Below are 13,936 nucleotides of genomic sequence, written 5' to 3' on the forward strand. Positions count from 1 at the left end.
CGGCATGGAAGTATCTTCCATACTGTTAACGGTTCAGGTACTCAGTGCGAAGCCGTGTAGGCGGCATGGAAGAAACGAGACGTTTCCGAATTGAATTCCTCCCGGTGCGAAGCCGTGTAGGCAGCATGGAAGAATGAGCTTATCTTTGTTAAAGACCAGCTGCGGTGCGAAGCCGCGTAGGCGGCATAGAAGTTGTATCCCGTGTATCCAAAACACATTGGATCACCTCGCCCACTCCTCAATCTTATCCATCCAAATATTCGTCCACTTACGCCTTTCCTCAAGCATTTCTGAACGGTTATAAACTGCCAGCACACCTTGCATATGATGCCCTAGCATTTTCTCTGAAAGGTGGATGGGTGCGCCCATATCTGTCCAGTGAGTTGACAGAGTTCGCCTCCAGTCATGGTTGTTGAAAGGGTCAAGTCCTAAATCGTTCGCGCAGCGCTCAGCCACTCTCCCGACTGAATTCGACGTTGGAGGTCGAAGAGGATTATTGCGAGACGGAAACGCAAGTGTCGAGGGGCTTCCGTCAAAAGCGCTTTTTAAATAGGGCACCAATGCGTCAGGAATGGGTCTCACAATACCTTTTCGCTTTCCCTTGGTGTGCTCTTTTGGCACAGTCCAGGTTAAATTTTCAAAATCAAACTCGTCTTTTCTGGCCTGAACAATTTCACCGGCACGACAACCAAACACCATTAAACAGCGGAGCAGAGTTTGGTTGCGGTATTGCATTGATAGGGTTTCGATATTTCGCCAGATTTTTCCAATTTCTGATGCGGATAAATATCTATCCGTCGTTTGGTAACTCTTGGCGAAGTCTCCGGGGCGTAAGGAATTAAACGCTGTGTTAGTCGTAAGCCCTTGTCTCACTGCATAGCGAATAATGGAGCGCAACTCAGTAATGATGTTTAGCGCATAGCCCGAGCCGTTACCCTTCTCTTTGTTTTTATTTGCTATAGCTTTGAACAGTTCTCTCCAATCATCAATACCCAGCGCATCGACACTCGTATTCATCCATTCTCTGGGGATGAATTGAGTGATTTTAGTTAGCATCTCTTGGGGCTTCGTTCTATTAGGTTCGCAGTAGTTCTCGTACCAATAGTCGATAACCTCTCTCAGAGTATCTGTCTTGGACTTACATTTTTCTAGGCGGGGATCGCTGCCAGATTTCGCAAGCTGAAGCACCTCATCTCGCTTATTTCTGGCCTCTCTCAAACTCATTTCGGGGAAGACGCCGATTTTTTGTCTTACCACTTTTCCTTTGAGGCTATATCGAACTTGAAAGGTCACTTTACCTTTAGGCGAAACACGAACAGACAACCCTGCATCGTCGGTTATCTCAGGCTTGCCTCCATAGGGTTTTCCGTAGAGGTTTTTCAGCGTTACTGCAGTCAATGCCATTTCATGTACCAAATTTCTATCGATATAAAATGGTACATTATTTGGTACGTATTTTGAGCGATTTGGGACGATTTATTGGGTTATTTAGCGTTAGCTCACGTTACACGATTCAATTTAATGATGATTTCAAATTGCTGTTTTAATTGTATTTTTTTAGCTTTACAGTACGCTCTGCTTTAGTTTGCTAACGAGAGGTATTGTATGGTGGAAGAAATTACTATTAGGCCGATTGGCTATGTGAAATCAACCCGCGTTGAGGCGGTTGACGATGACTGGGATCAAGAAACAAGTTATATCGAGCTCGACAGTGATTATGACAACGACGCACTTTCCGGTCTCACCGAATTCTCCCACATAGAGGTTATCTTCTTTTTCAACAAGGTCGATGAATCCAGCATCAATACTGGCTCTCGCCACCCGAGAAATAATACTGACTGGCCAAAGATTGGGATCTTCGCTCAGCGTGGAAAAAATAGGCCAAACCGCTTAGGTGTCACGGTATGCAAGATCGTCAGGGTGGAAGAAAATAAAATCTTAGTTCACGGTCTGGATGCCATCGACAACACACCTGTCATCGACATCAAGCCCGTAATGACCGAGTTCCTCCCCCGGGGGACGGTGGAGCAACCCACGTGGTCAAAAGAGATAATGTCTGACTATTGGGGACCGAAGGGCTAACGAGCGCCGTACATGACGGTTATTAAAACGACAAATAACGAATAAACGTCGCCACAGAGCAAGGTTATATATACGGACAACGATGAAAATACGTGACATGAGAGAAAGCGATTGGCCTGACGTGTATCAACTTATCGAGGACAATATGTTCGAAATGCAGAGGGCACTTGGCTTAAAATGGCATCGCGACAATATCATCAGATACTTCAAAAATAGGTCTATTCTCGTCGCAACGGATCGTAATAAATTCTCTGGTTTTATTGCGTTTCATCAAATCGATGATTATCACTTCATCGACTCGCTGCAAGTCGCGAAGGAAGATCAAAACGGGCTTGTCGGTTTTCGTTTGTTAAAAGCGTCACTTCTGCGAGTAGCAACGTCACCTGAAATACAAAAAATCTGTTGCTGTGTGTTTGATAATAATACCGCCGCCAAGCAGATGTATTTTTCTGTTGGCTTTACAGAATTAAGTCGGTCAGACGGAATATTGAAAATAGAGATCCCAGTAAGCCATCTCACGGAAAGGTTCGGGCTACAGAGAGCCATCAAAGAGGTACATAACCTCATCCAGTAGGGCATTGACGAGCGGAGTCATCCAGTTAACGATATTGATTGCGCCAGACAATCTGGAATGAAAACAATACGGCTGATATCAGCCAGCTCGATTCTGTCCAAATCTGCACCAAACCGTCTGGCATCATTCAACATCACCCTTATTTAACATAGGGTGTGAGAGAAAGCTGAAATGCTGGCTACTCCCTCTGAAAGTAGGTGGAATCTTAATTACACCTACTTTTATCTGTCTGGCGCATGATTTTTCATCATGGATTATTCTTGTAGCTTCGCTAAACGCTTTTCGACTTCTTTTTTCTCCCAGTCATGCCCAAGAAAATTAAACAACTCAAATGCCCTAATCGCATGTGAAACAATAAAAACTCCCCAGCCTAAGGCAGGGTAAATTGCCCAATTAACCTCAGTGCCAATGACAAAGTTAACGACAAATAAAAGGCCTATTACCAACAAGTAGTGAGTTAAGTGCGAGTAAAACTCTTTAATTTTTTTCACTTGAGCCATTACGTGTTTTTGTTGATGAGTTATGTCCATTGCTTGATCCATTTTATTACCCTTTATGCTTAACGTGATTGTTTGATGAGGTAAATAATAATTTAAGTTTTGGCGTTAATGGTTCCTTTGCGACGAAGTGCTTTTAAAGGGGGTGAAGTGTCCGTCACTGGGATAAATTGCCTACGACTCAGTAACGCTGAAAAGAGATTATGGTTTTCAAGCTAGATAAAATCCCATTATATCAATATCTTTACCCATATTTTTCTGGTGCATCTGGCACACCTTCTCTAGTTACAGGCTTGCTCACTGGAGCATTACCTAGAGGTCAGTCTAGCTTCTTCATTCACCCATCCATTTTGTACGGATAAGGCGTTGTCCGTATGCAGAGATTGCTAGTAGAGTTGCATTAAAAAAGAACGAGACGGGGAAATTTCTGCATACGGGTATGAAAATAATCTGTCTAATCGCTGTTATACGATAAGGGAAGTGTCGTGAATAAAGTTAATATTAATGAAAAGTTTTATCTATTTTCGGAAGAATGGACTCCAAAAATTATCGCCGAATCCAATGGGCAACTCGTTAAAATAGCAAAAGGCAGTGGCGAACTTGTATGGCATAAGCATGAGAATGAAGACGAGCTTTTTGTCGTCTTCAAGGGACAGCTAACGTTAATGATGAAAGCTGGAGATGTCGTTCTTAATCCGGGTGAATTGTATGTTGTTCCTAAAGGCGTTGAGCACTGTCCTAAAGCCCAACCTGATACTCATTTCATGATGGTAGAGCCCTCTTCTACTGCGCATACTGGCGAAGAACAAAGTGAGGTTACTGTGTCATCAGAAGAGCAAGTTTGGATTTAACATATGACAAATGAGGATTGAGGTGTTGATCCCGAGTGTTGAGCAAACCCAATGCTTCTCCATAAGTCAATGTTGCAATCTGATCTAGAAGTGCCGTGGCGTTAGCATTTTTCTTCCTTCGAGCGTCGTCATCGCAACACTGAGAGTTCCGGTATCTCCGGGTAGTTTCTACAAATCGATATTGATGATGCAATTATGTTTGGGGACAGTGGAATAGGTCATATTTTTATTTCACCAGAACACCTCAAAAATAGAAAGTTTGAGAAATTCTACTTCTATTGGGATTGATGTTAAAAATGCATAACGCCTATGAATAGAACCGCAATAATTTTTACTTTAGCCGCCCTTTTAGGCTGTACTGATAATGGTTATATGGCAAACGGAACCAGTGAAGAAATTTACGCTGATATCAAGGCTAATAATTTCAAAAAGTTGAACCTTTCCATGATGGGTGGTGATAAGTGGACAAAGGTATGCTTTCTGGGGCCATACAACGAAATGTCAGAGAACGCACTTGGCTTTAATTGGCAGGTGTCAGAACATACCGATGTGCTTAAGTCAGATGTCCTTAACGTTATTGTCTTTGCCACCGAATCGGAAGTCATTGAGTATGTATTGCACTCTCGCAATAAAGGTGATTTTTGGCAGTTATCTGGTGAGTGCTTCAATCGTGAAAACGCAAAATTTATAAAAGGGTCAGGTGGTGACTTCGTGCGTCCAAAGGCATAACAAACCGCTCAAATGCGCTCCGATCACAAAAAGCTTAGCATCCACCGGACTCGCCAAGGCTCGCCGTTTAGCGGGGCGTTATTTACTTTGATGGAATTGGAAATGGATATAAAAATCACAACTAGGCGTATCGATACAGAAAGTATTGAGGATAAAGGTATATTCGAGACTCTGTTCAGAGAGTACTTCTCTGGACTCTCAGTTAAACGAGATCCCTCTGTAGTTGTTCAGCTGTATGCGTTGCCTTATTTCCATGGCTTTATCAGTTTTATCGACAACAAGCCTGCCGGTTGTGCGGTTTGTTATGAATCGTTCTCAACTTATCGTGCGCAAAAAGTGATGAATATCCATGATTTTATGGTGTCAGATAGCTTTCGTGGCAAAGGTGTTGGCAAGGCGCAACTAAATGGTATCGAACAGTATTGTCGAGATAATGATTATCTCAAAATCACACTGGAGGTCGAAGATAATAATGTAGCAGCAAAAAAATTATATAGTTCATTGGACTACGAAGATTACAGAGTGGTTTTAAAAGGTCAGCAACATTGGCAGAAATACCTCAATTAGCACGCACATAAACGACTGTGGCTTCTAGGCTAACTAAAAGCCCCTTCAATAAGACGTATATTACCCTTATTTTTCCTAATGCATCAGGCGCACCTAGCGTTCACCATGCTAATTCACTTCTGTCCAAATTTTCGCCAGCTTGTCTGGCGTAACTCAAAACCGCCCAAAAATGAGTGAGTGTAATGGCACTATGCGAGCCCATTTCTGAAGTTTTAGATAAGAAATTTTTATCCAAAACTGACCGACAATCAGGATGCAGGATTTATCGATATTTGTTGTGTGCGATGGGGGTAATTAGCCGATAAAATATAACTGTGTAAATATCCATGTCCGGCCAATTTGTCCAATATAATTCATATTTCTCATTTTGGTGTTTTTCCCGCAAAGGATTTTGGACAATTCTCTTCACGCCAGAGGTTTCGGGGCGTGCAGACGATCGCAAATTTCACCCATGAATTATATTGGACAAATCGTAGGAATTATATTGGACACTTTGAGGTTTATTACACTGTTATGTGCTCAAGGAGTATCGATGCTTGGTCTACCTAAAGGGGAAGTTTTCTTATTCGAATCTACTGACCAATGGATTACCGAGTATGAGAAAGAATCTGAATTAATTTTAAGTCTAATTGGTGAGCATGTAACTTCAATTCACCATATAGGTAGTACAGCTATTCCAGGTTTAAAAGCTAAACCAATCATCGATATAGCAATTGAATTAGATGACTTTGCGTTGGGGTTTGATTGTATCGAAGCCTTGTCACGCCTAGATTATCGTCATCGTATAATTCCTGAGCTTCCTGATAGACACTATTGGAGTAAAGGTGAGCCGAGAACTCATCAAATACATATGTATGCCCAAGATTCTGTATATTTGCATGAACAGCTCTTATTTCGAGATAAGCTTCGAGAAGATTCAGCTCTCAAAGCTGAGTATGAATCTTTAAAGACTGAGCTATGTAGTAAATATAAAAACGATAAATTGACTTATGCAGAAGCTAAAACTCAATTTATAATGTCAGTTGTTCAGTAAATGCACATAGCAAGTCACTTAAACCGAAGCCAAACACTCCAGTTGCCTTGTGATAAAATGAGCGAAGCGAAGCACAAGACAACCTCCTTATTTGTCTCGGGTTAGCGGGGCGTTATCCCCCGTCAATTTTAGAGTTTTGAGTCCCAAGGTTTGGCCGCCAAATTCCTCTTTTCATAACCGCAGGTTTGTATCGAAACCCGCGAAAAACCTTGTTTGCGTTGCGTGTCTGAAATTCTAATGACGTATTTGAACTCAAATTCAGTTTTTGTTTCTTTGTGGTTTTAAAAAGGGTTGCAGCCAAGAGGAAATATGGAAATCTCACCATTAGCGGAACATCGTCAATATGCATCAGTGATTGCAAACTGGTACTTCGATGAATGGGCTTCAAAAGTTCCAAACGTCACTATTGAAATGGTGCAGAGTGATATCGACCTCAAAGCGTCAAACACAGAGATTCCATGCAGTCTGGTTGCCCATGAAAATGGCGAGCTTGTCGGTACATTAGAGCTCAAAATCCGTGAAGACAAGCAGCACCCAGAATATGAACATTGGATAGGTGGTGTTTATGTCCCAACACTAAAACGGGGGAGAGGAATAGCGAAGGCGTTAATATGCAAGTCAAAAGATACTGCAATTGATAATGATGTGTCTTGTCTTTACCTGCAATGTGAAAGCCATAACGTGGGTTTGTATACTGGGTTGGATTTTAGACCGTTGCATCAATCAGATAGTAATAATATTCAGACAACAATAATGTGTATTGACCTGTTCCCTAAAAACTAGATCTACCCAAAAAGTATCAGTATTTATTATTAATTCAGCTATCCGGTAATTACCCTAACCAGCTCAATTTTGTACAGAATCTGCACCAGCTCGCATGACACATTTCACATGTATATTTATACAGTTCTCATGTGTATGATCCGAATATAACAAAAGGAGATGTACATAATGACAATAAAATACGAAGCAAAAGTCCCAAGCCCATCAGAATTTTGCGAAATGCGTGTGAAGGCAGGTCTGTCTCCAAAATCTTTGAAGGCTGCCACTATTGCGTTGCCAAATAGCTTGTACGCTATCTCTATCCGTGATGGAGATGTGCTAATTGCGATGGGGCGAGTAGTTGGAGACGGTGGATGTAACTTTGAGGTGGTGGATGTTGCAGTTGATCCGGACTATCAAGGCCAAGGGTTAGGCCGCAAGGTTATGGAGCATATAGATAACTATTTGTCGTCGGTTGCTCTCGAAGGTTCTTATGTTTCAATGATCGCAGATAAGCCAGTATTTTACGAAAAATTAGGGTATCAGCTTGTTTCTCCATCCAGTCAAGGAATGACGAAGAAATTTAAGCCGCACGCATAACAAACGACCATGGCTTTCGACTTAATCAAAAACACCTTCAGTGAGACGTAAATTGCCCATATTTTTCCTAACGCATCAGGCGCACCTAGCGTTCACCATGCTAATTCACTTCTGTCCGAATTTTCGCCAGCTTGTCTGGCATAATTCGAAATCGCCCAAATCCGAGCCAGCTCGTCTGGTTTAACTCAAAATACGCCCAAAACTAGTTAGACGCGTCTTTTTCGGACAGAGGGAAAACACGGGATGTTGGAAAGTCATAGGTCGACCAGAGTTTTTCTCAAGGCGGCTCAGATATTCGTTATTATCTACCCTAAATAATAACCATGGTGACTCAGAGGAATACTCAGAATCACCAAACAGGGCCGCTTGCCAATATTACCCAGAAAGAATTACGGTTTAAAAGTAGATAACAACCAAGGCCTTGTATGGTTTGATGGATGCGTAATAATGCCATTTTTCAACTTTACATATCTCATCGATAATATGCTTACCATGGCCGAAACCAGCCTCTGCGTCTGAAGTAATATCGTTCTCTATTAATAAACGTCGGGCTGATAACGTGACCACTACCTTGCTTTTTGCATAGTTGAAAGCGTTTCGAACAAGGTTAGCTACAATCACTTTCGCAAAATACATTTTAACCATCTCATCAGAACTAGAATGACATTCGATATTGACATCTCTGTCTGACAGTAAGTATTTATGCTCTTCTATACAATCCCTCAAAGTATCGGAAAGACGCACCTCTGGTTGACGATTTTTCTGCTCGCGACCTATAAATAAAAAAGTGTTGATAAGCTGTTCCATATCTCTATTTGCACCAGAGATACGCTTGATGATTTCTAATCGTTTTTTGTCATTTTCACACATCTCAAGTAACTGAACAGAACCACCTATGACATGCACTGGCGTACGCAATTCATGGCTAGAGAACCGAGTAAATTGTTTTTCTCGATGAAGAAATGCTTGAATCCGTGAAAAAGACTGATAAAAAGCGCGGTGAAGTTCCCCTATCTCATCGCGACGGTTGGTGCCAGGCATTTGAATATTGTCCCCAGATGACCGCTCCACTTGTTCAATGAGCGACAATATGGGGGCAGTGAAGTGCTTAGATATCAGGTTCGCTGACACCAGCCCAACTATAAACACCAAGATCATCATATAGCAGACGTAAGCAACCACTCCTTGTCCATAATCCACCATCTCTGGGTCAAGATTGGGTAAATAAACAAGGTGGAGTTTCTTTTTTTCAAATGGTGATAAAAAGGTAAAAACGTGAGCATCATATTCGGAGAATTCTTTAATGCCTTCGTTATCAGTTCTGTTGAGATAACTCGGCTTATCGGCATCACTGACATCATAAAGCGTCAAGTAAGGCTGGTTGATAGAAATCGGTGCGCCGCGTTGAAGAGATGCTTGAACCCATTGCTGTTGCTTTAGGCTGACTCGCTTGTTGATAAAGCTGTCCGCGGCAATTTCGGTTGCAGCCCATGAAATCACACCTAAAGCTACAGATACAATCAACACCATGACGGCGATAATAGTAAAAACCTGATGCCGGATATGGCCGAAATACCAACGTCTCATTTTAGTTATCATGAAGACGGTATCCCCTTCCACGGTGCGTCTTTAGCAATCCCTCAGGCAAAAGCTTCCTCAAGCGATAAATCTGAGTGCGAAGCATACTCCCCTCTGGTTCCTCATCCCGCCATATTTCATAGGCCAGGTCCCGGCTGGACACCAGTGAGGGCGCACGACTGAGAAGTACACGAACAATACGTTTTTGGATGGGATCAAGCGGCAATAGACGGCCTTGGTAAGACACAATATCAGTCGACATATCAAACGCTAGACCGCCATAGCTCAATGTTTGACAATATCGTCGTTGAACTCTCGACTCTAATGCTTTTATGCGCGCAGAGAGCTCTTCAAATGCATAGGGTTTGACAAGATAATCGTCTGCTCCGGCTTGAAACCCTGCAAGCTTATCTTCAAGGGTGTCGCGGGCTGTCACGAAAATAATTGGAATATCACTGTACTCACTCGACCTGATCGCATCACATGCTTTCAGCCCGTCCATAACTGGCATCATAATATCCAAAACAATAAGATCGAAACGGTTCCTTTCAAGTAAATCTAATGCACTGGCTCCGTTGTATGCGAAATCAACCTCATGCCCCAGTAGATACAAATAGTCACCCAGATTGGCAGCCGCATCGTGGTTATCTTCAGTAACAAGAATGCGCATATATCCCCATTTTTTTGATATTTACTTTCTGAGTATTCAATCAAACGACTCGATGATTTTTTCTTCACACTGAGTTATCGGCGCAAGGGCGCTTCAAGTGACCACTCTATGTTTTCGCTCGGCTGATTATGGTTTTATTTCTCGTTAGCTCGTGACGTTGTTGTGACATTCACATCGGTATCCTTAAGTCATTAATCACATGGAGAATCGTCATGAAGCGCACAGTCAGAAATATTTTTCTTATCGCCCTCACATGCATTACACCACTAAAAGCGTCAAAAGCCTCTGAGATTGCAGCGCCGGATAAAGCACTCACGATGGCGCAAACTGTACAGAAATCAGGTCAGAAAAATACATACCTTGTACGACAAGTTATCAATAAAAAGGTTACTGCCATCGATATAAGTCGCCACTTCAATTACTTTCCAGACGACCCTCTCAATTTTTTTAAAAATTATAGTTATGAGGAGCTTGAGTCTCTTTATGACCGAGAAGGAGAGACGCTTCTGGATTATCAATCACTTCTTCCCTCAGGTGGAACGGGGGGCGCACATATTGCTGCGGGAACAAACTATTTGGAGCATGGTGAAGAAGCAGACATTAATGAGGTGTTTCTTTTTCCAAAATTTGCCAAAGCGACACCCAGTTACTCACAAATCCGTTACCAACCCGATGCATTGCTTGATTACGAAGTCGAACTTTGTATGCGATGGGTAGAAGATCTTGAACAACCAGAACAGGCAAAGGGGTTAGCAGGCCTTTTCGTTTGCGGTGACTTTACTGACCGCGCAACATTACTCAGAAAAATTGATGTAGGCAATGTGACATCCGGCCACGGGTTTACCGATGCAAAAAGCGGTGAAAAACGTTTTCCAACTGGTCCTTATATCGTGGTACCCGAAGACTGGTCTTCCTTTATTGACGAAATAACATTATCTACATATGTGAATGGAGAGAGACGACAGCATGCTAGAGCAAATGAGATGATTCGCTCACCCCAAGAGTTAATTGAGATGATATTTGAAAAGGGTTCAGAGCCACTTTGGCGCTACCAAAATCGAGACGCCGTTCTATTTGAAGGGAATACCATCAGTAACGACCAAACCCTAATAACGGGAACACCAGAAGGCGTGATCTATAACACACCGGGTTGGGGTTACCGCACTGCTAAGTCATTAAAGTGGTTAGCAACTCTCTCCTTTATGAATTCAGGCCCTATTACCTATATTCTTGAAGAATATATCGCCGAGAGTAAGAAAGAAAACCGATTCCTGCAGGAGGGCGATAATGTGCAACTTACTGCCACATACCTAGGAAATATCGAAGTAGACATTACGAAATAAGCGCTATCAAACATTGATGTAAATAATCTCTACTCATTACTTGTCATAGAACTTTACTCACACTCATAGAGATGATGACTGTCACCCACAAGAGGAAGTTGTTTCTGCCGTAAAGTTTGACCATGACGAACATGAAGTAGTTATTACACCATTACATTGTCAGGAAACGCTGAGCTGGCAGTCATCGCTGGCTCAGTGTTGTGTGATTCCGGCTTGCGCCAAATAAGCTGGCACTAACTTGAGCGTGAATAATTTAGAGATCCATTACCGTACAAGCACAACACTTAAAATAACAAGCACCAGGATGAGCGGATAATTATTTATATGAATAAAAATATAGAGATTATTATAACGCTATTAAAATAGTACTTTTTAGGACGAATATAGCTTATATCAATGTCAACATTGATCACTCCAGAACAATAACGGCCCCATACTCTTTCGCCATTGACATATTGGAATAACAAGAAACTGTTAGGATCAAAATTATGACTCATAAATTTTAGGGATAAAACATGAAAAAGCGATATATCCTTGGCCTCCTATTATCCATTTTCATTCATTCCAGTCATGCCGAAGAATTAACTTTTGAGCATGGCGATAATGTTCTCTCTGGTCAGTTCTTTGGACCGACTAATGGCAAGTCAGCAAAGGCAGTGATCCTCTTTGTACATGGGGATGGTGCAGCAAATTATAATGCTGAAGGTTTCTACGAAATAATCTGGGAACCGCTCAGAGAAAATGGGTATGCGGTGTTTAGTTGGGATAAACCAAATGTTGGTCAATCAAGCGGAAATTGGTTGAAGCAGTCGATGATTGATAGGCAAAATGAAGTTCTAGCCGCCACAAATGCTGTTCAAGCCAAATATGGTTTCAGCGGAGAAAACACCGGTCTACTGGGTTTTAGCCAGGCTGGCTGGGTTGCACCGGCGGTTGCAAGACATTCATCCAAGATAGGTTTTGTTATCGGTGTCGGGTTTGCCACTAACTGGGTTGAGCAAGGGCGTTATTTCACGAGAGTAAAGTATTCCCGGGCGGGTAAAAGCACGAAACAAATTGAAAAAAAGGTTTCGTCTTACAACAACGAAATTCAGTTTCTAAAAACATCCCCTTCGTATACAGAGTATTCTGAATTCATTGGTTCAAATGATATTTCGCAGGATCGTTTCGAATTTATAAAAAATAACTTTCAGGCAGATGCCACTCAAGACCTCGAAAAACTCAACGTCCCCGGGCTACTACTATGGGGAGAAGATGATTTAAATGTAAATGCTGAGCGAGAATTTGAAGTGTGGAACATTCGAAAAAATCCAATGATCACCACCAAATTAATCGCAAATGCCAGCCATAATATGTTGGACTCAACATCCTTCGATACGCAGGAAATTACTTTGAGCCAGTGGCTAAAGATAATGTGGTTCAAACAAGATGCTCTGTCAGATGATTTTATGCCAACATTGATAGCTTGGTTGGAAGAACGCGAATTTAATACTTAAATTTAGTTCGACACAATTTTCATCTCGATAGTCATTTTTCATCTCGATGGTCATTAATTTTTTTTATCGTAAAAGGTAAAAAACTATAATTGGACGAAATGACGCCAGCCTGCAACATTATGTGATTGTAACAATCCATTAACGAGGTGAGGAAAGTCATGATTCAATATGTAAGACAACACGTCTCCCTCTCATCCAGCCACTATGACGCCGCTCTCAATGAAGCCCGCGAGCTGAGAATGCTGGCACGGAATGGCATTTTTGACGGCCCCACAAGTGGCTTTGCTCCCGGTTTGGCACAAGGTAACGTGGTGATTTTGCCCAAAGAGTGGGCTAATGACTTTCTGGTCTATTGTCAGAAAAATCCTATTGCCTGCCCGTTACTTGCTGTTTCAGCGCCCGGGGAAACGTCGATTGCATCACTGGGCGAAAATATCGATATTCGCTCTGATGTGCCTGAATATTGCGTTTTTCGCCATGGAGAACTTGTTGAGCACACCAGCGATATAAAAAATATCGGATGGGACGATATGGTCGCTTTCGTACTGGGCTGCTCTTTCTCTTTTGAGGAGGCGTTACTCCGCGCTGGTCTCTCACTCCGCAATGTAGAGAGCCAATCCAACGTTTCCATGTACCAAACCAATCTGCCCACCGTACCCAGCCGATGCTTTAGCGGAAACATGGTGGTGTCTATGCGCCCATTCAGACCAGCAGAAGCGATTCGCGCTATTCAGATCACCTCCCGCTTTCCCAAATCGCATGGTGCCCCTATTCACTTTGGCAATCCTGAAGATATCGGCATCAAAGATATTCATGCACCAGATTTTGGTGATCAGGTCGTGATCAAAGAAGGAGAGATTCCGGTTTTCTGGGCATGCGGCGTGACGCCTCAGTTATCTATTGCAAACGCCAAACCGCCGATCGCCATTACCCATTCACCCGGCAAAATGCTGATAACAGATTTAACTAACGAACAGCTCTCTGTGATGTAGAGCGAACAGGATATCAGTGAAAAGGAGGCTTCCGATGAAGTTGTTAAAAAATCTCATGCCAGCGTTGGCGTTATCTATTATTGCGTTCTGGACACACCCTGCACTGGCAACAAAATGGCATATGCCTACCCCCTACGGCGACGCCAATCTACCAACGAAAAT

At 42.4% G+C, this 13,936-nt stretch carries 16 protein-coding genes; 12 read left to right on the forward strand and 4 right to left on the reverse strand.

What is annotated here, in order from left to right; genetic code table 11:
- Positions 1 to 222 precede the first annotated feature (222 nt).
- On the reverse strand, positions 223 to 1,404 hold the full coding sequence (locus tag A8L45_RS22180; RefSeq protein WP_068905534.1) for a tyrosine-type recombinase/integrase: 1,182 nt from the start codon (positions 1,402 to 1,404) through the stop codon (positions 223 to 225).
- A 201-nt stretch (positions 1,405 to 1,605) separates the two neighbouring features.
- Between A8L45_RS22180 and A8L45_RS22185 the strand changes: the two genes are divergently transcribed.
- Both A8L45_RS22185 and A8L45_RS22190 read left to right on the forward strand, forming a co-directional pair.
- On the forward strand, positions 1,606 to 2,082 hold the full coding sequence (locus tag A8L45_RS22185) for an SAM-dependent methyltransferase (RefSeq protein WP_068905535.1): 477 nt from the start codon (positions 1,606 to 1,608) through the stop codon (positions 2,080 to 2,082).
- Positions 2,083 to 2,164: 82 nt separating this feature from the next.
- Positions 2,165 to 2,656, forward strand: coding sequence for a GNAT family N-acetyltransferase (locus tag A8L45_RS22190; RefSeq protein ID WP_068905536.1), 492 nt, complete (start codon positions 2,165 to 2,167; stop codon positions 2,654 to 2,656).
- 254 nt (positions 2,657 to 2,910) lie between these two features.
- Here A8L45_RS22190 and A8L45_RS22195 read toward each other — a convergent pair whose 3' ends face one another.
- The gene (locus tag A8L45_RS22195) at positions 2,911 to 3,198 is read right to left on the reverse strand and encodes a 2TM domain-containing protein (protein WP_068905537.1); all 288 of its coding nucleotides are present in this window, start codon (positions 3,196 to 3,198) and stop codon (positions 2,911 to 2,913) included.
- Positions 3,199 to 3,638: 440 nt separating this feature from the next.
- On the opposite strand from A8L45_RS22195, the gene A8L45_RS22200 reads away from it, so the two are divergent.
- The 7 genes from A8L45_RS22200 (at position 3,639) to A8L45_RS22225 (ending at position 7,695) form a co-directional block, all read left to right on the forward strand.
- On the forward strand, positions 3,639 to 4,004 hold the full coding sequence (locus A8L45_RS22200; protein ID WP_068905538.1) for a cupin domain-containing protein: 366 nt from the start codon (positions 3,639 to 3,641) through the stop codon (positions 4,002 to 4,004).
- Positions 4,005 to 4,184: 180 nt separating this feature from the next.
- Positions 4,185 to 4,292 carry a DUF1963 domain-containing protein gene (locus A8L45_RS25790; RefSeq protein WP_390335811.1) on the forward strand — a complete coding sequence of 36 codons (108 nt, stop codon included), beginning with the start codon at positions 4,185 to 4,187 and terminating at the stop codon, positions 4,290 to 4,292.
- A gap of 84 nt (positions 4,293 to 4,376) precedes the next feature.
- Complete coding sequence (locus A8L45_RS22205) at positions 4,377 to 4,733, forward strand: hypothetical protein (RefSeq protein WP_139122454.1); 357 nt, start codon at positions 4,377 to 4,379, stop codon at positions 4,731 to 4,733.
- Positions 4,734 to 4,841: 108 nt separating this feature from the next.
- Positions 4,842 to 5,300: a GNAT family N-acetyltransferase gene (locus A8L45_RS22210; RefSeq protein WP_068905547.1), complete on the forward strand. Its 459-nt coding sequence runs from the start codon at positions 4,842 to 4,844 to the stop codon at positions 5,298 to 5,300.
- A 532-nt stretch (positions 5,301 to 5,832) separates the two neighbouring features.
- A complete protein-coding gene (locus A8L45_RS22215) occupies positions 5,833 to 6,333 on the forward strand; it encodes a GrpB family protein (RefSeq protein WP_068905540.1) in 501 nt (166 codons plus the stop codon).
- 309 nt (positions 6,334 to 6,642) lie between these two features.
- Entirely contained in the window at positions 6,643 to 7,116 is a 474-nt protein-coding gene (locus A8L45_RS22220) for a GNAT family N-acetyltransferase (protein WP_068905541.1), read from the forward strand.
- 168 nt (positions 7,117 to 7,284) lie between these two features.
- Entirely contained in the window at positions 7,285 to 7,695 is a 411-nt protein-coding gene (locus A8L45_RS22225) for a GNAT family N-acetyltransferase (RefSeq protein WP_068905542.1), read from the forward strand.
- Between the two features lie 396 nt (positions 7,696 to 8,091).
- Here the strand turns inward: A8L45_RS22225 and A8L45_RS22230 are convergent, their stop codons facing one another.
- Positions 8,092 to 9,294, reverse strand: coding sequence for a sensor histidine kinase (locus A8L45_RS22230; RefSeq protein ID WP_068905543.1), 1,203 nt, complete (start codon positions 9,292 to 9,294; stop codon positions 8,092 to 8,094).
- Positions 9,284 to 9,943, reverse strand: a complete 660-nt coding sequence (locus tag A8L45_RS22235) for a response regulator transcription factor (RefSeq protein WP_068905544.1) — start codon at positions 9,941 to 9,943, stop codon at positions 9,284 to 9,286. Before A8L45_RS22235 ends, A8L45_RS22230 begins: the two co-directional genes overlap by 11 nt.
- A 212-nt stretch (positions 9,944 to 10,155) precedes the next feature.
- On the opposite strand from A8L45_RS22235, the gene A8L45_RS22240 reads away from it, so the two are divergent.
- The 3 genes from A8L45_RS22240 to A8L45_RS22250 all read left to right on the forward strand — a co-directional run bounded on the left by A8L45_RS22240 (position 10,156) and on the right by A8L45_RS22250 (position 13,774).
- Positions 10,156 to 11,286, forward strand: coding sequence for a fumarylacetoacetate hydrolase family protein (locus A8L45_RS22240; RefSeq protein WP_083228489.1), 1,131 nt, complete (start codon positions 10,156 to 10,158; stop codon positions 11,284 to 11,286).
- 515 nt (positions 11,287 to 11,801) lie between these two features.
- On the forward strand, positions 11,802 to 12,782 hold the full coding sequence (locus A8L45_RS22245) for an alpha/beta hydrolase family protein (protein WP_068905545.1): 981 nt from the start codon (positions 11,802 to 11,804) through the stop codon (positions 12,780 to 12,782).
- Between the two features lie 158 nt (positions 12,783 to 12,940).
- Positions 12,941 to 13,774 (forward strand): putative hydro-lyase, encoded by an 834-nt coding sequence (locus tag A8L45_RS22250; protein ID WP_068905546.1) that lies wholly within the window; start codon positions 12,941 to 12,943, stop codon positions 13,772 to 13,774.
- The last annotated feature ends 162 nt before the right edge of the window (positions 13,775 to 13,936 follow it).

The organism is Veronia pacifica (genome assembly GCF_001707825.1).
In the GTDB taxonomy this organism is placed as follows: domain Bacteria; phylum Pseudomonadota; class Gammaproteobacteria; order Enterobacterales; family Vibrionaceae; genus Veronia; species Veronia pacifica.